The sequence below is a fragment of the Eubacterium sp. 3_1_31 genome, assembly GCF_964249515.1.
Lineage (GTDB): Bacteria > Bacillota_I > Bacilli_A > Erysipelotrichales > Erysipelotrichaceae > Longicatena > Longicatena caecimuris.
Genome location: NZ_CAXUBY010000033.1, coordinates 12,194 through 32,167, shown reverse-complemented (window position 1 = coordinate 32,167; position 19,974 = coordinate 12,194). Strand labels below are relative to the sequence as shown.

Sequence of the window (19,974 nt, the reverse complement as noted above, 5' to 3'; positions counted from 1 at the left end):
AACAAACAACAGGAAAAGAACAAAGTCAGAAAAGAAAAATATATCAATAAATTAAAAGAACAGGGAATCAAATACTATACACAGGAGAGAATAAAGAAAATCGTAAATTCAGGAGTGAATCTACGATATAGTGGATAACATAAATAAGCATATTGGTAAGCCGTATGCCTTAGTAGGGCACGTACGGTTTGATAAGGGGCGGTAGTTTAATGACTATCGCCTACTTTCTTCATTTGGTTAAAAAGAAGTGAGAAAACGGGATGTTGATGATGTTTCTTTTACGTGAAAATCCCTAGAATACTTTACCTTTTATCAAGATAATAGTATAATATTTAACTATGAGGTGTATAGAATATGACGATAAAAACAGGTTTGATCTGCGAAGGCGGAGGCACAAAGGCTGCATATACTTGCGGTGTTCTACAATGTTTTTTAGATAATGATATTGACTTCCCTTATACGGTAGGCATCAGTGCAGGTGCAGAGGTATTATTACCTTTTGTATCAAAACAACGTGAGCGTTTGCGGATTTCAGGTGTAGATGCCGCAAGCGATCCTAAGGCGATTGGTGTATCACCATTGTTACATGAACGTGGTGTCTTTGGTATTGATCATGTATGTAAATTTATTGAAGAGCATGCACCATTAGATTATGCGGCATTTATGAAAAACCCGACACAGTTGGATATTGGTGTGTATAATATGGATACTAACGAAGTTGAGTACTTTGGCAAAGAATACTTCGATCCGATCGAACAACGTTTGATGAAGGCATCTTGTTCTTTATTTCTATTAACGAGACCGGTGAAATTCCGCAATCATACGTATATGGATGCAGGATTGGTGGATATGATTCCAATTGAACAAAGTATTCGACAGGGCATGGATAAACACGTCTTTATTTCAACAAAAGAAGAAAATTATGTACGCAAACCAGCACCGGGGTGGCAGATACAATTAGCTCGATTGATGTATCCGGGAAATAAACAGATACGTGAATATTTGCGTATTCGTCATGAAAACTACAACCGCCAATGGGGTATTGTGAAAAAGCTGGAAGAAGAGGGAAAAGCAATCGTATTAAGACCAAGTGCCGATTATGGTGTCACGCGTTATACAAGTGATAAGGAATTATTGCAGCGTTGGTTTGACTTAGGTTATGAGGATACGGAAAAACGTTTGACCATGATACGTGAATTTATGGAATCGTAACAGATTCCTTTTTTTGTTGTAAAGTGATAAAAACAATCGACGTTTTTATTGTTAATCGGTATTGAGGATCGTTTACTAGGGCACTCTTAGGAATATTGAATATGAAAGCCTTTTTGTGGCAGCTTTTGACAATCAAAATAATTGGTGTTTATGATTCTGCCATAGCTGTCATCCTTAAGGAACGTTTTTTGATAAGGATAAAAAAGATATTACTAGTCAATCATTCTATCGTCGGAAACAAATTTGCTCTTTACAATCAATCCATAAGAAATGATAAGAGGCAGATCTTGTGAAAAAGCAGGCATTCATCCTCCTGTGTTCTCTTTTATATTTCCGGCTTGTCACACAATGATTAGCTTTTTATAAGAAACTAAGAAAAGCTTGGATAGTTTCAACATCCTGTAGTATACTGAAACAAATGGAGGTATGTTATGAAACAGGTAACGTTTATGATGTTAAAACCAGATGCTTTTGCAAATCATCAGGAAGATGAGGTCGTGGCAATGTTGACTGCCCATGGATTGTGTATTGAGAAAAGCTGTCGTTTAGAAGTGACGATGGAAGTTATGAAAGTTCTTTTAGATCATTATCATGGTGTCATTGATGCCATGGATAAAGAATTTAATTTTCCCGGGAAATTATTTGCGTCTTTTTATTACAATGGTCCAAGATACATTCAGCCAATGCGTGTCAGTTATGATGGTGAAGAAGATATTATCACATTGACTAGACAACTGGTTGGAAAGACAAATCCGGCAGAGGCAGGACCAGAAACGATACGCGGACGCTTTAGTGAAGATAATTATGAGAAAGCAAGTCGTGAAAAGCGATTGGTGAATAATGTGATTCATGCATCTGATGCTAAAGAAAGTGCCGAACGGGAATTACAAATTTGGCAAAATTATTTATAAGAAAATACGAAATGCTGATAAAGCTCTTGTGGATGAAAAAGCTATTGTTAAAACGAAGGTTCGTAATGGAAAGATGAGGAATTCATCTTTTCTTTTACGCTTCTTCATCTTTTAAACAAGCTATAGATTTTCTAATAGATATTACCAGAAATTACCAATTGCATATGATGCGTTCGCTTAATTTTTATTAGGAAATAAGAATTCTCTTTTTTTACATTGACAACGCTGAAAACCAATGCTAGAATGAAATTGTTAATTCAGACTGTTACTCTTTCGAGGCATCACTGAAAATTTTTCAGGGTGTTTTGGAAGAGTTTTTTGTTTGTTGAGGTGAAGGATATGTTGAAAATATTTAAGAGAACAAAAGAAGACGATGTGTATTCTCCGGTCGCAGGAACATGTATAAAAATTGAAGATGTAAAGGACCAAATGTTTGCCAATAAACTGTTGGGTGATGGAATTGCCATTCTTCCATCGAAGGAAACCATCTATGCGCCAATCGATGGCCAATTGATAATGTTGGCGAATACGAAACATGCCTTTGGTATTAAAAATAAACGGGGGTTAGAAATACTGGTGCATGTAGGCTTAGACAGTGTGAAACTAAAGGGGAAAGGTTTTACCGTATATAAAGAGCTACATGAACATGTTCGTAAAGGGGAAGCTATTTTAAGCTTTGATCAAGCATTATTTGAACAAGAGCAAATAGATATGACCGTTCTGATTATTATTACGAGCAAGTCTGTGATTACTCATAAAACTTATGGGCAGGTATCATCTGCACATAACATCATGAAGATTGCATCGTAATCATCCTATGTATGGAAAGAGGTGAAATGGTATGCGGGTCATTAAGAAATTAAATAATTGTGTTGCTTTATGCATCGATAAAGATCATAACGAATTAATTGCTGTAGGTACTGGCATCGGTTTTGGCAAGATTCCATATGAACTAAAAGACTTAAGCATCATACAAAGAACGTATTACAACGTTGATCAGAAATACTTCCAACTGTTGCAATGTATTGACTATGACGTTATCGATGTGGCTACGAAAATCGTGGATTATGCGAAACGACGTATCCCATACGAATTAAGTTCAAATGTTATCTTTTCATTAGCCGATCATATTCAATTTGCCTTACAAAGGCATCAACAAGGATATATGATGAATTTCATGCTTACGGATGATTTGAAACAATTGTATAAAAAGGAATGTGCTATCGGTACCTATGCATTAACCATCATCCGGAAACAATTAAAGACTACTTTACCTGATGATGAAAAGTATGCCATTGCATTACATTTTATTAATTATGAAACCACCAATACAAAAGGGCAGAAAGCTGACCATAAAATACTTAACGACATTACGCAAATCATCGAAAGTGAATTTCATATCGAAATTGATAAAGATGGTTTCAACTATGCACGTTTTATCACACATATCCGCTATTTAATGAAACGCATCGCGGAAAAAGAAACATTAAAAACGGAAAACTCCATTCTATATGAAGAAATGGTTGCTAATTTTCCTAAAACGAATGCTTGTGTCCAAAAGCTTTGTACATATTTAGAAAAGAAGATGAATTGCCAATTAGAAAGTGAAGAAATTTTATATTTGATGCTGCATGTAAATCGTTTATGCATGCGTGAGGGGAAAAGCGGATAACCGCCTGGGGAAAGTCTTTTGGTATTAAAACAATGTATCGGCCGTACCATTGTTTAATACATATAGAGGAGGAGCAAAATGTCTAAAAATAAATTTCAGAAATTATCTGAGAATATCGTAAATTACATAGGTTCAAAGGACAATGTTACGTATTTTGTACATTGTGTTACGAGATTGCGTTTTAATTTAAAAGATAAGAGTTTATCAAAGCCGGAAGAGATTGAAAAGCTTCCTGGGGTATTAGGATGTCAATGGCAGGGGGATGAGTTACAAATCATCATTGGGCAAGATGTAGATGATGCTTATCGTTTGATATGTAAAGAGCATGGTTTTGTAATGGAAGATGCCATTGATGAAGATTTGGATGTATCAGTGAAAAAGGAAAAGAAAAAGTTAACGATGAAAGGAGCATTTTCTGCAATTGCGGATATTATTTCCGGTTCGCTGATACCTTTTATCCCGGTTTTGATCGGTGCCGGTATGATCAAGGTGCTATGTCTGTTACTATCGACCTTTGGTATACTTGATCCCGCTAGTTCTACATACAACATGTTATCCATTGTAGGAGATGCCGGTTTCTATTTCTTACCTGTTTTTATCGGTAAAGGTGCGGCAAAGAAATTCAATACGGATGAAGGTTTAGGAATGCTGATGGGTTTGATGCTGGTAGCACCATCATTTATAGCATTAGTTGATGAAGGAGCTTCTATCACGTTGTTTGGCTTACCTGTTTATGCAGGTACTTACAGCTATATGGTTTTCCCAGTCATTTTATGTGTTATGATCATGGCACCAGTAGAGCGTTTCTTTAAGAAGATATCGCCAAGCTTTTTAAGAGTGATTATGGAACCATTCGCTACTTTACTTGTGATGATTCCACTAGCCTTCTGTGTGCTGGCGCCTTTAGGTGCAATCTTAGGTACGTATATTACGGCATTTCTGATGTGGCTGTATGAGACAACGGGTTTTATCGGCATGGCAGTGCTAGGTGCACTATATCCATTCCTTGTTATTACCGGTATGCATAATGCGACAACACCGTACTGGTTGGAGTCTTTTACAAAATTTGGCTATGAACCCATCGTATCCCCGATAGACTGTCTGAATAATATTAATCAAGGATTAGCAGCAGCGGCAGTTGCTTGTAAAACAAAGAATAAAGAATTAAAATCAACAGGGTTATCATGTGGATTTACAGCAATTATTGCCGGCATTAGTGAACCATCCATGTTTGGTGTAAATTTAAAATATAAAACACCATTGATTTGTGTTTGTATCGGTAACTTCTTTGGCGCCGGATTATGTGGCTTGTTGCAAGTATATTGTTACAATGTTTATGGAACCGGGGGAATGTTTGCCATCCCTTGCTACATAGGACCGACCGCGACGAATATTATCTTTTATATTCTTGCGATGTTGTTAGGAGGAGCCATCACTTTTATCGCGACGTATATAACGTTTAAAGATTGTGCATAGAAAGGAGATAACTATGAGTCTACGAAATGATTTCTTTTGGGGTGGTTCTACTTCAGCGGATCAATGTGAAGGAGCATGGCAAGAAGGGGGAAAAGGGATAAATGCAGTTGATGTCATGACGGCAGGTGATGTTAATACCCCAAGAGCGATCACCCTGGATATTGATCCAAAGAAAAATTATCCTTCGCATAAAGCGATAGATCATTATCATCGCTATCAAGAAGATATTGCTTTATTTAAGGAGATGGGTTTTCGCATGTATCGCTTTTCCATTGATTGGTCCAGAATATATCCGAATGGTTATGATACAAAACCCAATGAGGAAGGGTTACAGCATTATGATGAAGTTATAGCATATTGCAGGAAGTGTGGGATAGAGCCGATGGTGACATTATGCCATTTTGAGACACCGATAGGAATGTTTAAAAAGTTTGGTTCTTGGCTTCATCGCGATGCCATTGATTGTTTTGTTCGCTATTGTGAAACAGTGTTCAAACGTTATAATGGAAAAGTTAAATATTGGCTGCCTATTAATGAAATCAATACGATGACCGATTGTCCATGGTGGGCAGGTGCTATAAGCGAAGATGCCAGCTATAAAGAGCGTATGATTGCCGCCTATCATCAATTGATAGCACATGCAAAGGTGGTAACCTTGGCTCATGAAATCAATAAGGAGAATCAAGTAGGCAGTATGTATGGAGGAATCTTTTCATACCCTGCTACATGCCATCCGGATGATATTATGGCAAATGAAACATTTATGAAGAACTATATGTTTTACGTAGATGTGCAAAATCGTGGATATTATCCATCTTATAAACGCAAAGAACTGGCAAGAAAGGGAATTGTTTTACCAGTACAAAAGGAAGATGATGACATTCTAAGAAAGGGAGTTGTAGATTTTATTTCCTATAGTTACTACAATACGGTAGTTGTTGGAAAAGATACGAAAGATTTTGATTTGATATCCTTTACGACAGGCTATACAAATCCCTATTTAGAAAAGACAAAATGGGGATGGGAAATTGATCCGGTTGGTCTTCGCTATTCTTTAAATTATATGTATGATCGTTATCAAAAACCTATCTTTATCGTTGAAAATGGAATCGCAGATTATGATATATTGGAAGATGGCAGCGTACAGGATACGTATCGAAAATATTATTTAAAAAATCATATAACGGAATTGAAGAAAGCGGTTGATTATGATGGAGTAGATGTCAGAGGATATTTATGGTGGGGGCCGCTAGACATCGTAAGCTCAGGAACCGGTGAAATGAAAAAGCGGTATGGTTTCATTTATGTTGATGTAGACGATCAAGGGAATGGCAGTGGAACGCGTTATAAGAAGTGTTCGTTTGCTTATTATAAGAAAGTCATACAATCAAATGGAGAAGATCTGGAAATCACAGAGTAAAAAAGCAGAAAAGCAGAGTATAGGAAATGCACTTATAATTTATGTATCCCCCGTATGGGGTACACTTTATGATGATGTCATCAAGACTCTGCTTTTCATTCCTTGTGAAATGACTTAACATTTATTTGGAATTTGTGGATAAATTTACAATTGAATCTGTACATAGAAAAAAAATAATGCTATAATATCTGCGCACGATTTCATGTGCCGGCTTAGCTCAGTTGGTAGAGCAACGCACTCGTAACGCGTAGGTCGTAGGTTCAAGTCCTATAGCCGGCACCATATTTGTAATGAAGGCCACGATAAAAGTGGCGTTTTTTATGAAAGCAGAAAAGTATACACTGGTTCCTTACCTCCCAGTATAATAATAGGCAATTCATAACATAAAAATAAAAGCACATGTTTTTTTGTGTTTTATCTATTTTTACTTATGGCCTTGCTTATTATGTGAGGTCATTTTTTATTGGAGGATATGCAAATGAAAAGAAAAGTGATTATTGACTGTGATCCGGGGATTGACGATAGTTTAGCGTTGATGCTGGCATTATCATCTTTAGAGATTAAAGTGTTAGGCATTACCATTGTTTGTGGAAATGCTCCATTACAACTTGGCTTTGCGAATGCTAAGAAAGTATTGCGCCATATGAATCGCCTGGATGTTCCTATTTATCTGGGAGCAGATAAACCTTTACAAAAACCTTTCTGTGATGCTTTAGATACTCATGGCAGTGATGGCTTAGGTGAAAGTTATTTAGAAGAAGTAGCGGGCTATGAGCAAAACATAGATGCTGTTAGCTTTTTATGTGAAACATTAACAAAGGAAGCTTGTTCCATTATCGCGTTGGGGCCTTTGACAAATCTGGCGCATCTCATACAGCAGAATGCCGCAGCGTTTGCCAACATCGAACAACTTGTTTCCATGGGAGGCAGTTATAAAGCACATGGTAATTGTTCACCCGTTGCGGAATACAATTACTGGGAAGATCCTGAGGCAGCTGCGATTGTCTATCATGAAATGGAACGCCTACAAAAACAAATCCATATGGTTGGCTTAGATGTGACACGAAAGATCGTATTAACACCGAATTTGCTTTCTTATATCGAACGTCTTGATGCAAAACAAGGAAGTTTCATTCGCAAAATAACAAAATTTTATTATGACTTTCACTGGAAACAAGAACATTTGATTGGCTGTGTGATCAATGATCCACTCGCAGTGGCATATTTTCTAAATCCTGCTATTTGCAGCGGCTTCAGCTCAAATGTACAAGTTGCGTGTGATGGGCTATCCCGTGGACAAACAATTGTGGATGCTTATGACTTTTATCAGCGAAAAGCCAATGCACATATTCTCACACAAGTCGATGTGCATGCATTTTTCCGCTTATTTATCAGCCGTATCTTAGCAATCCCAACCGATGCCTTAGATATTTTGGATACCGTATGTTAAGGAAGGAAAGGGAAGACATGAAAACAAAATTTACCATTTATCATATTAGTATGATAGCACTGGCTGTGGTGCTCAATTTGATTGGTGGACAAATCGCACTTATGCTGAAACTGCCGATTTATTTAGATAGTATGGGTACTATGTTTATTGCGGCAGTCTATGGCCCTTTCTATGGGATGCTGCCAAGTTTGTTAAGTGGCTTAATTTTAGGAATAACCGTTGATATGTATTCCTTATACTATGCTCCTGTCGGTATCTTTCTGGGATTGCTTGCCGGCTTTGTTTGGCGTAAAAAGCAAGATAAGCGATGGTGGTTTTTCCTTGGTGCTTTGATGATCAGTGTGCCAACGTCCTTCTTAAGTGCATTGATTACAGCGTATCTATTTGGTGGTATTACCTCGAGTGGCTCTACCTTTTTTGTGCAGCTTTTAGCGAAAACACCTTTAGGATTGACAATGAGCTGCTTTGTGGTGCAAGTGATCACCGATTATATTGATCGTATGATTACGCTGCTATTTGTCGCTGCCTTATTAAAAAAGCTGCCAACAAGCCTACTGCATAATCTAAAACGACATGCAGAACGTTAATTGGACAGCGAACATAAGTAAAATGGTATTAGGTTTTATAGATAAGCAAGAGCTTTAAGAAGCTGCTAGTATAAAAGGAATTAGAAACAAATGAATCACGCTTCATATGAGCTATGCGCATTCGGTAATTTTCCGAATGGCATGGACAGGACAAAGCTCATAACAGAGCCCACAGTGAAGGCAATGGGATTGTACGATATGGTAAGGCTTGCCTTGTTTGATGCACTGTTGTGGACAGCTGCTCAGACATTTATTACAACCAATGCAATTTGTTTGTATCTGATAGCCATCCTGAAGCAGTTGTACATCATCCTCCATGCGTAAGCATTCGCGATTGATGGGTTCCTTACCTAAATCAAACCATTCCAACACACCCTTTGCTACTTTAAAGGCTTCTAGAATATAACGAGAATCTTTCGGATACACTTGCTTCATCTGTGGGTTCTCCATAAAGATTTTATCGATCCACATGACTTGCTTTGTTAAATGTTCGACTTCTCCCTGCAGGCGTATCATTTGCCAGGAGGCATTCATTCCGGTAATGGCAATGACTGGCTTCATCATTAACTCCTGATAAAAGGCTTTTCCTCTTGCTGTACAAAAGTAAATGGCATTTTCATCCGCCAGCATTACATCAATTATGCGATTCTTTGGATTTCCTTGGGCATCTACACTGGCCATGGCTACACTGCGGATGTTGCGCAATTCTTGTAAGAGATCTTGTTTTTTCATATGCATCCTTCTTTCTTGACAACTTAACTATAACCCAAGCATAACGGAAAAGAAAGTTTGCTGTTTGGAAAATACCATTAAGAAAGAAGAGGCTGTACATAGAGAATCTTTTCATCTTGTTGCTTATTATCTTTTATCATTCTTTATTAAAGACTTGTTGGCTTTTGACTTGTCTTTATTATCCAGAGGCAATGTTAAGTTCTTCTCATTGCATAAGCTTGATTGACATAGTGATCAGCATATAAAAGGTTGCTAGCTCATAACCATTAAAAGAGGCACTGGCCTCTTTTTTTGTTGGAATGCTTATATCACTTGCATAATCCATTGGCTTGAAGTTGTGTATATAGCATTTCCTCTTCTTCCTTTGGCATATGACATTTCCCCATGGTGACACTTGGTTTTGTCTTGCCATGGAAATCACTGCCACAAGTAATCAATAAATTGTGTTGTAATGCGGCTTGTTTATAATAAGCAATTTGCTCTGGTGTATGATAACTGCTGTACACCTCAATGCCATTGAATGGCAGTTTCAGCAAAGCTTCTAATAAAGCCGCATCTTCTTTCACATTATTACCGGGATGGGCTAACACTGCCAGAGCATGTTGTGAATGATAGAGGGCAATAGCTTTTTCCATACTCATATAATGAATAGGCACATAAGCTACTTTTCCTTGCGCACAATAATCCCAATAGAAATTCACATAAGGGTTATCACTGCGTGCACCACCAAAATAATAAGGTTTCATATGGGGATTGTCTTTATTACGCGCATCCTCCATGGCGATTTCACAAATGGTTTCGGCCACATAAATGCCGTGAAAGCTGCGTCGTTTTAATTCTTCTTCATCAATATAAATATGCAAATGTTCTCTTAATAAAGCCAATCGCTGAGCGCTTGCCTGTTGCTCCTGGGTTATAATATCTTTTTCAATTTCGGCATATTCTTTTGCCTCGGGATTTATGCCATAGCCTAATAAATGAAAGTCGTGGCCTTGAAATGTACAATCCAGTTCGATTGCCGGTATCAATTGTACTCCTTTGGTATCTGTAACATCGTGATAAGCTCTGGTCGAATTATGATCAGCGATTGCCATAACGCGCAAACCGTTATGGTTGGCTTGCTCACATAATTCTTTAACGCTAAATTCGCCATCAATGCTGTATTGGGAATGCATGTGTAAATCAATGGTATTCATAAAGTAGCTCCTTTCAAGTTTCGATAATATAAGGGATAGGCAGTCGTGCTTTTTCTTCTTTGCTTAGCTGTGTTGTGATAAAAACATCAAACTGAGAGAACTTGGCATATTGATAATGGGCATATCGCTCAAATTTAGAGGCATCGGATACCAAGATGGCTTTATGTGATCGTTCTAAGATCGCCTTGTTCATCATCAACTCATCTTCACGCATATTGGCAGGACCATCCAAATCTTTACAGCCATCCATGCCAAAGATACACACATCAAAGAAAAGTGATTGGATCAAAGGCATGCTAAAATCGCCCGATAAACGCTTACCTTCAGGTACATACGTGCCACCTGTCATAATAATCTTATGACCACTATCCTGCATGGAAGATACTAAGTCTAAAGAATTTGTCACAAAGGTCAGCTGCTTCTTCTGTTTCAAAAACATACCGAGATAAGCGGCTGTGCTGCAAGCGTCAATATAGATGATATCATCATCATGAAGAAAGGCCGGCACTTGTCTGGCAATGCGTCGTTTTTCCTGAATATATTCTTGTGAGCGAATATCGTAGGGAATATCGATATTGCTGGAACGTTCTCGGGCTCCGCCATGGGTACGGTATAAGACACCTTTTTCTTCTAAAAAAGCCAAATCTTTGCGAATGGTTTCACACGATACCAGCAATTCTTTTGCCAGCGCTTGTACATGAACGATATGCCGTGTAGCTACGATCTGTTCAATTTGCTTGCGACGCAGGGTTGTTGTTTTTGACATGTCATCCCTCCTTACTTTGATTTTATCAAAACAAAAGAAAATTACAAGAAAGAATGGAAAACAGAAGAATTTATGTTTGCATTTCAGCAGATATATGTTTTGTATCGTGGAAAACAAAAGGAAATACGATGGGTATCTAATGGTTTTATTCCTTTGCCTGCATGCTTGTTCCTTATTTCCAATGATTGCCAGTTAGATAAAGGATCGACGGTATTGACACGATAAGTTATCCATGGTAAACTTCTATCGAAATTTCTGTTAGATTAGACTAACTTATGGAGGACTTATGATTGATAAAAGGTTATTAAAAGAGATGCCACAAGCAAAAGTCATGGTATGGAAACAGGTATTCATGCAATGGCTGGGCATGTTGAGCAATATCGGAATGGTTTTTCTTTTCGCAAATATCTTTGTGGAAATGTTTCAGGATACCTTGACGTTACGCAATCTGATGCTATGTGCCATCGGTGTCATATTGATGATTATCGTTCGCATGCTTACCAGTATGCAGGCAAGCCGATATTCCTATAGGGCAAGCTGTGATGTTAAAAATCATCTTCGTCAACGCATATATGAGAAGTTGCTGGAGCTAAAGAACAGTTATACGCAACATATTGCGACAAGTGAACTGGTACAGCTCAGCGTGGAAGGTGTTGATCAGCTAGAGACGTATTTTGGACGATATCTGCCACAGTTTTTCTATAGCATGTTAGCACCGTTGACTTTATTTTTGATTCTTGTCTGGCTAGATTGGCGAAGCTCTTTGGTGTTGTTGGTATGTGTACCACTAATTCCACTCTCTATCATCGCCGTACAAAAGTTTGCGAAAAAGCTGTTATCAAAATATTGGACGAGCTATGCCAGTCTTGGAGATAGCTTCTTAGAAAATCTGCAAGGTTTAACTACCTTAAAAATCTATCAGGCCGATGGATATAAGCATGAAGAAATGAATAAAGAAGCAGAAACGTTTCGCCGTATTACGATGAAGGTGTTGACGATGCAGTTAAACAGTGTAAGTGTGATGGATCTGATAGCTTATGGTGGGGCAGCAATTGGCAGTATCGTAGCCATGATTGCATATCGAAATGGTTCTATTTCATTATTTGCTGTCATCAGTATCGTGTTGTTATCAAGTGAATTTTTCATTCCCTTACGTCTGTTGGGCTCATTTTTCCATATTGCGATGAATGGGATTGCCGCAAGTGCGAAAATCTTTCGTTTGTTGGATATACCACTTCAGGAAGAAGCCAAATGCACATTATCCGATGAACCCATTGTCATGCAACTATCGCATGTTACCTTTGCTTATGATCAACAGCGTGTTGTCTTACAGGATGTCAGCTTAAACGTTTTGGCAAACAGCTTTGTATCCATCGTAGGCGAAAGTGGCTCTGGTAAGAGCACGATTGCTAAGTTATGTTGTGGATTTGCATCGGATTATCAAGGGAGTATCACTGTACAGGGGATAGAGCGTTCTTCTTTAGCTGATGCATCCTTTTATAAAAAGGTGATGTATGTGACCCATAAGCCAACCATCATAAAAGGAAGTGTTCGTGAAAACTTACGAATGGGTAATCCTTTAGCAAGTGATGAGGCGTTATGGAAAGTTTTGCAAGATGTCTGTATCGCGGATTTCTTACAGGAACAAGATGGTCTTGATACGATGTTAGAGGAAGGCGGACAGAATTTGTCTGGAGGGCAGCGGCAGCGTCTGGCAATGGCCAGAGCATTATTGGCGGATCGAGAAGTCTATATTTTCGATGAGGCAACTAGTAACATCGACATGGAAAGTGAAGATGCTATTTTACAGTTGATTCATCGTTTAAAGAAAGAAAAAACGGTATTATTAATTACCCATCGTTTAAGTAGTGTTGTAGATAGTGATTGTATTTATGTCATGGAAAAAGGAAGCTGTGTAGAACAGGGGACACATGAAGAATTAAGGAAACAAAACGGTGTATATGAACGTATGTTTAAACAACAACAGACACTGGAACAGTTTTATAAGGAGCAAACAGTATGAAACAAGAAAGTAATTTTAAACTGATGCTGCGCATGAGCAGCTTAGTAAAACCATTAACAGGTTATATGATATTAGCCATTACATTAGGGGTCACTGGCTTTCTTTGTGCCATCTTCATTCCCTATTTTGCCTCTTTATTGATTGCACATATCGCTATACAGGCACCGGATTTTCCCATCTCTGTATTCTTTATCATAATGGGAGTATGTGCTATCTTGCGAGGTATTTTGCATTATGGAGAACAAGCATGCAATCATTATATTGCTTTTAAATTGTTAGCTATTTTAAGAGATCGCGTATTTTCCACTTTACGTCGCTTATGTCCGGCAAAGTTAGAAGGGAAAGATAGTGGCAATCTGATTTTTTTGATCACCAGTGATATTGAGGCCTTGGAGGTTTTTTATGCCCATACGATTTCTCCTATCTTCATTGCCATCCTTACTTGTTTGATCTTATTAGGTATGTTTCTCAACCTGCATCCTGTTTTTGCCCTTATTGCCTTCTTTGCCTATTGCAGTATTGGCATCTTATTGCCATTGTATATTACCAAAAAAGGGAAAGCGGATGGAAAAGCATCACGTAAGGAATTTGGCGATTTAAGTGATTATACATTGGAGTCTTTGCGAGGAATGCAGGACATCTTGCAGTATGAAGCAGGCAAGGAACACTTAGCGGGTATGCAAAAGCGCAGTACGATTGTAAATGAACGGCAAAAGAAATTGAAGCACTATGAAGGTGTGAGTATGGCGCTGGCCAATATGGCTATCATGGGTTTCTCTTGTATAATGGTGCTTTGTGCAGGTTGGCTCTATCTATTGAATGAAATCAGTTTTACCAGTGCGCTGATGGGAAGTGTTTTACTGCTTTCTAGCTTTGGACCAGTGATGGCACTCAGCAATTTATCAAATAATCTATTGATTACAATGGCCAGTGCAAGACGCGTATTGCATCTGTTGGATGAACAGGAGCAGGTAGAAGAAATCAATGGTAAGCAGAAGGTAACTTTTGGTGACATGTGTTTGCAGAAGGTATCCTTTGCTTATGCTGATGAGATGATCTTACAGGACTTTCATGCGGTGTTTGAAAAGGGAAAGATTACAGGTATCTTAGGAAAAAGTGGTTCTGGTAAATCCACTTTATTAAAACTCTTAATGCGATTTTGGTCTGTTACACAAGGTCAGATTCATGTGAATGATACAGCAATAAAGGATATCAATACAAAAGACTTACGGCAGATGCAGGGGTATGTGACCCAGGATACGGTACTGTTTCATGATTCCATCTTGAATAATATTCGCATTGCCAAACTAAACGCATCGATAGATGAAGTAGAGGCGGCATGTAAAAAGGCTAATATCCATGATTTTATTATGTCGTTGCCAAAAGATTATGCTACACCGGTTGCAGAACTTGGAGAATCGTTATCGCAGGGAGAACGTCAGCGTATTGCTTTGGCAAGAGCTTTCTTACATGATGCACCTTGTCTTTTACTGGATGAGCCAACCAGCAATCTGGATGCGCTAAATGAGGCGGCCATTTTAAGTAAGCTAGCTGAACAGAGAGATAAAACTATCGTTTTGGTATCTCATCGTCCAAGTACATTGCGCTTTGTTGATCATTTGATTCAAATGAAGCATACGCGTAGCAGCTGATGGTTCGCATGAAATTCACATTTGCCGCCATGCGTATGCATCAAGAAACATGTAAAAAAGTTTCTAAGTCAATCGAGGAAAAAGGAGTAAATGAAAAGTGAGGAAACATATAACGAAGAAAAGAGACCAGGAAAAACAAACGATTCGTTTTATGATTGATCTATATTGCCATAAGCATCATAAGGAACATCCTTGTCAAGAATGTGAAGATCTATATGCCTATGCCAGTAAGCGTATCGAGCATTGCCCTTTCATGGAAACTAAGACATTTTGCAGCAGCTGTAAGGTGCATTGTTATCGAAAAGAGCAGCGTGATAAGATCAAAGAAGTGATGCGTTTCAGTGGCCCTTATATGCTGTTGTATCATCCACTCATGGCCCTTAGACATATGATAAACACAAGTAAGCAGCATTGGGAAAAAAGAAAAACAAAAGGAGTTTCGTGATATGAAATTAGCGTATTTATTGATTGGTATCATTGCCACGGGGTTAGGAGCAATCGGGGTTGTTTTACCCGTTCTACCTACAACGCCCTTTCTGTTGTTGGCGGCTTATTGTTTTGCGAAAAGTTCAAAACGTTTTCACACATGGCTGATGCAGACATCCATGTATCAAAATCATTTAGCCAGCTTTGTTGAACAGCGCAGCATGCGTTTGCGTACGAAGGTATCGTTGTTAAGCTTTGCCAGTGCCATGCTATTATTGGCTATGTATTTTATGGAGCATCTGTATTTGCGTCTGTTTCTGCTTTGTTTAATGGCGTTTAAATATTATTACTTCCTATGTCGTATTGAAACCATACGCTCCTAAGCAAAAGTTCTGATTAATTATGATTCTATGTTTAACCTTTACAAGGGATGTTTGCCATGACAATAGCGACAAACTAGAAAAGAGGAAAACGTAACATGTTGAGCAAGCTTGCATAGGGAATTTCAAAAAAAGATAGTCTGCAAATATTATGAAAAAGCTGTATCAACCATGTTCTTTCTAATAAAGGTGGGAGAATACTTGCTGCTTTTTTAGAAGGATTGCGATGTTTGTTAGTATCCTTGGGAATGCCTTTCGTATTCCTTTCTATTCTGTTTATTTTATGATAAAATGCAAATAGAAAACATGAGGTGAAAAAATGAAAACAACATTAGTAGTTTTGGCAGCCGGTATGGGCAGTCGATATGGCGGATTAAAACAGATGGATCCATTAGGACCTAATGGGGAAGCAATTTTGGAATTCTCAGCATATGATGCAATTAAAGCAGGCTTTGATAAAATTGTCTTCATTATAAAAAAAGAAATGGAAAAGGATTTCAAAGAATTAATTGGGGATAAGATTGCACGAAAAGTAGAAGTGGAATATGTTTTCCAAGACATTGATTCTGTATTGCCAAGTGGATTCCACATTCCTGAAGGAAGAAGTAAACCTTGGGGTACGGGACATGCATTGTTATGCTGTAAAGATGTGTTGCATGAACCATTTGCCATCATTAATGCAGATGATTTTTATGGCAGAGAATCTTATAAGATTTTGCATGACTATTTGGCAGATCCAAACCATACAGACTATTGCTTGATTGGTTACATCTTGGAAAATACCTTAACAGATAATGGCAGTGTGACAAGAGGTATCTGTCAATCCGAAAACGGTCTGTTAACAGAAGTTAAAGAATGTGCCAAGATTGAAAAGCATGAAAACGGTGTGCAATATTTTGAGAACGATGAATGGATCGATGTGGACGCAACTTCATTGGTATCAATGAATATGTGGGGATTCTTCCCTGATTATGTGGAAAAGATTGAAACAAAGTTCCATGCATTTTTAAATGAAAAAGTACCGGAAAATACTATGAAATCAGAATTTTTAATTCCTGTGGTAACCGATGAATTGATCAAAGAAGGCAAGGCCACGGTGAAGTTATTGAGCAGCAATGAAAAATGGTTCGGTGTTACGTATCAGGAAGATAAGCCGGGAGTAAAAGCTGGTATTAAGGCATTGGTTGATAAAGGCTTATATCCAAGTGATCTTTGGAAATAAGTAAAAAACGGTTAAGAACGATAAAGCATAAAAAAAGGAAGTCGCTTTCATGCTATCTTGTCGCTGGCAAGCACAAGATGCATAGAGTTCTTCCTTTTTCGCTTTTATGAGACGATTGTTTTTGCTTGTTACTTCTATTGCTTAAAATTGCTTGAGAAATGTTTCATGGTCTTCTATACAGCGTCTTTTTCTTGTGTTTCATAACGCTGTTGCATGGCTTCATATAAGCGCATAAATTCATAATGATCTTTTGTATAAAGCTCCTCCAGCTGATAAGAGAAATTAAAATCATCGTCATATCCTGCGAAGATGTTTGGCAGATACTCATATAGCTGATTTGCTAAGGCTTCGACATGCTCAATATCAACACCGATTACTTCAAACACTTTTTTTACAGTGAAAACCAAAAAGCGTACGCGATAAGGACCACCCTTATATCCTACTTGTGCACATGTCCAATAGATTTTATCACGGGGAATGACGGTAATCTTGGTACTGCATAATAATAAATATGAAGATGTTAAGACAATTTTTTCACCATAAGGTTTTTTCCCTTCAGGAAACTCATATATGTATTCTTCAAATAACAGTCCATTTGCTGCATCCTGATTGATTTTCTCGGCAATTTCTTGCTTACTGCCGTCTTGATAAGGAAGAATGAGATTTTCCCCTTGGGCATCAGCTTTCCTCGTACGAATAGTCCCGATAACATCCGCGCATACAACGATGACGATTAAGACGATACCTATACTATAAATAGTGTTTTTAAAGGATGGATTCCTGGCAAATTCATCTTGTAAAAGAACATAAAGAAGTACCATGAAACAGACAAATAAAAGTGTACAGATGCGCAATCGCCTTCTTGTGGCTTTGTGAATACGTTTGGATTCTTTAACTAAAAACTTTTCAATCATAAAACATCACTCCTCTTCAACTTCTTTTATGCTATCCTTCTATAAGGGATAAGCCATTGAAAATGGTATTTACCTTCTTCATGGTGATGACTATATCATATTTTTCTATTAAAAGCTTGTAAGATATGACACAAATTTCCATTTTGTTTCTATCGTTTTAAGCTTATTAGAAAAAAAGGATGATTACATAGAAAGAGGCGTTTTTTCTTATTAGCTAAGATAGACAGAATGTACGTTTGCTGTATTTGACTTACTGGGAAAAGTTTTATACAATGGAAGCACTTGTGTAAAAATTAAGGAGCTTGAACTTTATGGACGCAAAACGAGAAAAATTATCCTCCCGCTTGGGATTTATCTTTTTATCCGCGGGATGTGCAATTGGATTAGGTAATATTTGGCGTTTTCCTTATATGGTAGGAAAATATGGCGGTGGAGCTTTTGTGTTGGTATACTTATTCTTCCTTATTATATTAGGACTTCCTATTATCGTCATGGAATATGCCGTAGGGAGAGGATCAGGAAAAAGTGTTGCCCGCAGTTTTCATATTTTAGAGAAACCGAAACAAAAATGGCATATCTTTTCTTATGTGGCAATGCTGGGGAATTATTTATTAGTAATGTTCTATACGACGATTGCTGGATGGATGCTGGCATATTTCGTCAAGATGGCGAGCGGTGAATTTCATGGCGCAACAACACAACAAGTAAAAGAAGCTTTTCAAACATTACAACAAGATCCTTTGGCTTCTGTCTTTTGGATGATTCTGGTGGTGCTGATTGGTTGTGGTATTTGTGCACTGGGATTACAAAAAGGGGTAGAAAAGATTACGAAGGTAATGATGGGGTTATTGTTGGGCGTTATGTTGCTATTGGTTGGTAAAGCCCTGAGTCTTACGAATGCTATGGAAGGTGTAACCTTTTATTTAGTCCCTGATTTTGATAAGCTGTTGCAAAACGGTTTGTTTGATGCAATTTATGCGGCGATGGGGCAAGCCTTTTTCACCTTAAGCATCGGTATGGGAGGCATGGCTATTTTTGGCAGCTATATCGATAAACAGCATTCTTTAACCGGCGAAGGAGTGCGAGTGATGGCATTGGATACCTTTGTGGCTATCATGGCAGGGCTTATTATCTTTCCGGCCTGTATGGCATTTGGTGTAGCTGCGGATAGTGGTCCCGGCTTGGTTTTTGTGACACTACCTAATATTTTTAATGTGATGGACAATGGACAGTTATGGGGAACTTTATTTTTCATCTTTATGAACTTTGCGGCTTTATCGACCATCATCGCCGTATTTGAAAATATTGTTTCTTTCTCCATGGATTTGTTCGCCTGGACCAGAAAGAAAAGTGTCTTATTAAATATCTTAATTCTGATTGTGGGCAGTATTCCTTGTGCTATTGGCTTTAGTGTCTTATCCGGTTTTCAGCCTTTTGGAGAAGGAAGTGCCGTTTTAGATCTGTTGGATTTCTTAGTATCGAATGTTATTATGCCACTTGGTTCTTTGGTATTTGTCTTCTTTTGTACGCGCAGCTTTGGCTGGGGATGGAAAAATTTCCTGCAAGAGGCAAATGCGGGGGAAGGATTGCCTTTTCCAAAGAACATGCGTTGGTATATCAGCTATCTTTTACCTGTCATTGTCGTGTTTATCTTTATATTGGGGCTTTGGGATAAATTAAAGCTGATGTAGCGATATGAAACTTGCTTAATAATAATTACATAGGTTAAAAGATTTCTTTTATGTTGGCTAGGTAGTCTTCCATAAGAAATCTTTTTTGCTGTTTGATACAGATGAAGATAAAGTTTTACTGTTTTAATTTGGAAGATGGATTTTTACTGGTCGGATGCAGAAGAAGGTGAAAGAGCGTTTTTTGATAATGGCAAAAAAGGGCGTATAGAATACCATCTTATGTTTAATTTATAGATCGTAGAAA

General features: G+C 38.0%; 18 protein-coding genes and 1 tRNA gene. 15 read left to right on the top strand and 4 right to left on the bottom strand.

Annotation, left to right across the window (positions count from 1 at the left end; all coding sequences use genetic code 11):
• Positions 1–354 precede the first annotated feature (354 nt).
• The 9 genes from ACESSZ_RS12165 to ACESSZ_RS12125 all read left to right on the top strand — a co-directional run bounded on the left by ACESSZ_RS12165 (position 355) and on the right by ACESSZ_RS12125 (position 8,728).
• Positions 355–1,212: a patatin-like phospholipase family protein gene (locus tag ACESSZ_RS12165; RefSeq protein WP_008686909.1), complete on the top strand. Its 858-nt coding sequence runs from the start codon at positions 355–357 to the stop codon at positions 1,210–1,212.
• A gap of 431 nt (positions 1,213–1,643) precedes the next feature.
• Positions 1,644–2,123 (top strand): nucleoside-diphosphate kinase, encoded by a 480-nt coding sequence (locus ACESSZ_RS12160; protein WP_008686910.1) that lies wholly within the window; start codon positions 1,644–1,646, stop codon positions 2,121–2,123.
• Between the two features lie 339 nt (positions 2,124–2,462).
• Positions 2,463–2,933, top strand: a complete 471-nt coding sequence (locus ACESSZ_RS12155) for a PTS sugar transporter subunit IIA (protein WP_331866841.1) — start codon at positions 2,463–2,465, stop codon at positions 2,931–2,933.
• Between the two features lie 31 nt (positions 2,934–2,964).
• Positions 2,965–3,795, top strand: a complete 831-nt coding sequence (locus tag ACESSZ_RS12150) for a PRD domain-containing protein (RefSeq protein WP_165877200.1) — start codon at positions 2,965–2,967, stop codon at positions 3,793–3,795.
• Between the two features lie 78 nt (positions 3,796–3,873).
• Positions 3,874–5,271: a PTS transporter subunit EIIC gene (locus tag ACESSZ_RS12145; RefSeq protein WP_008686916.1), complete on the top strand. Its 1,398-nt coding sequence runs from the start codon at positions 3,874–3,876 to the stop codon at positions 5,269–5,271.
• Between the two features lie 13 nt (positions 5,272–5,284).
• Positions 5,285–6,691, top strand: coding sequence for a glycoside hydrolase family 1 protein (locus ACESSZ_RS12140; protein WP_008686918.1), 1,407 nt, complete (start codon positions 5,285–5,287; stop codon positions 6,689–6,691).
• Between the two features lie 206 nt (positions 6,692–6,897).
• Positions 6,898–6,973 (top strand) — tRNA-Thr (locus tag ACESSZ_RS12135).
• A 196-nt stretch (positions 6,974–7,169) separates the two neighbouring features.
• Positions 7,170–8,141, top strand: a complete 972-nt coding sequence (locus ACESSZ_RS12130; RefSeq protein ID WP_008686919.1) for a nucleoside hydrolase — start codon at positions 7,170–7,172, stop codon at positions 8,139–8,141.
• A gap of 17 nt (positions 8,142–8,158) precedes the next feature.
• Positions 8,159–8,728: an ECF transporter S component gene (locus ACESSZ_RS12125; protein WP_008686920.1), complete on the top strand. Its 570-nt coding sequence runs from the start codon at positions 8,159–8,161 to the stop codon at positions 8,726–8,728.
• A 111-nt stretch (positions 8,729–8,839) separates the two neighbouring features.
• Here the strand turns inward: ACESSZ_RS12125 and ACESSZ_RS12120 are convergent, their stop codons facing one another.
• The 3 genes from ACESSZ_RS12120 to ACESSZ_RS12110 all read right to left on the bottom strand — a co-directional run bounded on the left by ACESSZ_RS12120 (position 8,840) and on the right by ACESSZ_RS12110 (position 11,422).
• On the bottom strand, positions 8,840–9,460 hold the full coding sequence (locus tag ACESSZ_RS12120; RefSeq protein WP_008686922.1) for a 4Fe-4S binding protein: 621 nt from the start codon (positions 9,458–9,460) through the stop codon (positions 8,840–8,842).
• Positions 9,461–9,768: 308 nt separating this feature from the next.
• Complete coding sequence (locus ACESSZ_RS12115) at positions 9,769–10,656, bottom strand: PHP domain-containing protein (RefSeq protein WP_008686924.1); 888 nt, start codon at positions 10,654–10,656, stop codon at positions 9,769–9,771.
• Positions 10,657–10,669: 13 nt separating this feature from the next.
• Positions 10,670–11,422 (bottom strand): DeoR/GlpR family DNA-binding transcription regulator, encoded by a 753-nt coding sequence (locus ACESSZ_RS12110; protein WP_008686926.1) that lies wholly within the window; start codon positions 11,420–11,422, stop codon positions 10,670–10,672.
• A gap of 286 nt (positions 11,423–11,708) precedes the next feature.
• Here ACESSZ_RS12110 and ACESSZ_RS12105 point away from each other — a divergent pair, with 286 nt between their 5' ends.
• The 5 genes from ACESSZ_RS12105 (at position 11,709) to ACESSZ_RS12085 (ending at position 17,125) form a co-directional block, all read left to right on the top strand.
• Positions 11,709–13,445 carry an ABC transporter ATP-binding protein/permease gene (locus tag ACESSZ_RS12105; RefSeq protein WP_008686927.1) on the top strand — a complete coding sequence of 579 codons (1,737 nt, stop codon included), beginning with the start codon at positions 11,709–11,711 and terminating at the stop codon, positions 13,443–13,445.
• Positions 13,442–15,097 carry an amino acid ABC transporter ATP-binding/permease protein gene (locus ACESSZ_RS12100; protein WP_008686928.1) on the top strand — a complete coding sequence of 552 codons (1,656 nt, stop codon included), beginning with the start codon at positions 13,442–13,444 and terminating at the stop codon, positions 15,095–15,097. The genes ACESSZ_RS12105 and ACESSZ_RS12100 overlap by 4 nt, the downstream gene beginning before the upstream one ends.
• Before the next feature lie 97 nt (positions 15,098–15,194).
• Positions 15,195–15,542, top strand: coding sequence for a nitrous oxide-stimulated promoter family protein (locus tag ACESSZ_RS12095; protein ID WP_008686930.1), 348 nt, complete (start codon positions 15,195–15,197; stop codon positions 15,540–15,542).
• A gap of 1 nt (position 15,543) precedes the next feature.
• Entirely contained in the window at positions 15,544–15,906 is a 363-nt protein-coding gene (locus ACESSZ_RS12090; RefSeq protein ID WP_008686931.1) for a YbaN family protein, read from the top strand.
• A gap of 316 nt (positions 15,907–16,222) precedes the next feature.
• A complete protein-coding gene (locus ACESSZ_RS12085; RefSeq protein WP_008686932.1) occupies positions 16,223–17,125 on the top strand; it encodes a sugar phosphate nucleotidyltransferase in 903 nt (300 codons plus the stop codon).
• A 173-nt stretch (positions 17,126–17,298) separates the two neighbouring features.
• On the opposite strand, the gene ACESSZ_RS12080 is transcribed toward ACESSZ_RS12085, so the two are convergent.
• Entirely contained in the window at positions 17,299–18,039 is a 741-nt protein-coding gene (locus ACESSZ_RS12080; protein WP_008686934.1) for a hypothetical protein, read from the bottom strand.
• Positions 18,040–18,350: 311 nt separating this feature from the next.
• Between ACESSZ_RS12080 and ACESSZ_RS12075 the strand changes: the two genes are divergently transcribed.
• Positions 18,351–19,730, top strand: coding sequence for a sodium-dependent transporter (locus ACESSZ_RS12075; RefSeq protein WP_008686936.1), 1,380 nt, complete (start codon positions 18,351–18,353; stop codon positions 19,728–19,730).
• The last annotated feature ends 244 nt before the right edge of the window (positions 19,731–19,974 follow it).

What these genes read in the sequence shown, in the direction of transcription:
- ACESSZ_RS12155 (WP_331866841.1), top strand. Translation starts at nt 2,463, where the DNA reads ATGTTGAAAATATTTAAGAGAACAAAAGAAGACGATGTGTATTCTCCG.
- ACESSZ_RS12085 (WP_008686932.1), top strand. Translation starts at nt 16,223, where the DNA reads ATGAAAACAACATTAGTAGTTTTGGCAGCCGGTATGGGCAGTCGATAT.
- ACESSZ_RS12160 (WP_008686910.1), top strand. Translation starts at nt 1,644, where the DNA reads ATGAAACAGGTAACGTTTATGATGTTAAAACCAGATGCTTTTGCAAAT.
- ACESSZ_RS12125 (WP_008686920.1), top strand. Translation starts at nt 8,159, where the DNA reads ATGAAAACAAAATTTACCATTTATCATATTAGTATGATAGCACTGGCT.
- ACESSZ_RS12150 (WP_165877200.1), top strand. Translation starts at nt 2,965, where the DNA reads ATGCGGGTCATTAAGAAATTAAATAATTGTGTTGCTTTATGCATCGAT.
- ACESSZ_RS12090 (WP_008686931.1), top strand. Translation starts at nt 15,544, where the DNA reads ATGAAATTAGCGTATTTATTGATTGGTATCATTGCCACGGGGTTAGGA.
- ACESSZ_RS12145 (WP_008686916.1), top strand. Translation starts at nt 3,874, where the DNA reads ATGTCTAAAAATAAATTTCAGAAATTATCTGAGAATATCGTAAATTAC.
- ACESSZ_RS12165 (WP_008686909.1), top strand. Translation starts at nt 355, where the DNA reads ATGACGATAAAAACAGGTTTGATCTGCGAAGGCGGAGGCACAAAGGCT.
- ACESSZ_RS12130 (WP_008686919.1), top strand. Translation starts at nt 7,170, where the DNA reads ATGAAAAGAAAAGTGATTATTGACTGTGATCCGGGGATTGACGATAGT.
- ACESSZ_RS12140 (WP_008686918.1), top strand. Translation starts at nt 5,285, where the DNA reads ATGAGTCTACGAAATGATTTCTTTTGGGGTGGTTCTACTTCAGCGGAT.
- ACESSZ_RS12110 (WP_008686926.1), bottom strand. Translation starts at nt 11,422, where the DNA reads ATGTCAAAAACAACAACCCTGCGTCGCAAGCAAATTGAACAGATCGTA.
- ACESSZ_RS12075 (WP_008686936.1), top strand. Translation starts at nt 18,351, where the DNA reads ATGGACGCAAAACGAGAAAAATTATCCTCCCGCTTGGGATTTATCTTT.
- ACESSZ_RS12120 (WP_008686922.1), bottom strand. Translation starts at nt 9,460, where the DNA reads ATGAAAAAACAAGATCTCTTACAAGAATTGCGCAACATCCGCAGTGTA.
- ACESSZ_RS12105 (WP_008686927.1), top strand. Translation starts at nt 11,709, where the DNA reads ATGATTGATAAAAGGTTATTAAAAGAGATGCCACAAGCAAAAGTCATG.
- ACESSZ_RS12080 (WP_008686934.1), bottom strand. Translation starts at nt 18,039, where the DNA reads ATGATTGAAAAGTTTTTAGTTAAAGAATCCAAACGTATTCACAAAGCC.
- ACESSZ_RS12115 (WP_008686924.1), bottom strand. Translation starts at nt 10,656, where the DNA reads ATGAATACCATTGATTTACACATGCATTCCCAATACAGCATTGATGGC.
- ACESSZ_RS12100 (WP_008686928.1), top strand. Translation starts at nt 13,442, where the DNA reads ATGAAACAAGAAAGTAATTTTAAACTGATGCTGCGCATGAGCAGCTTA.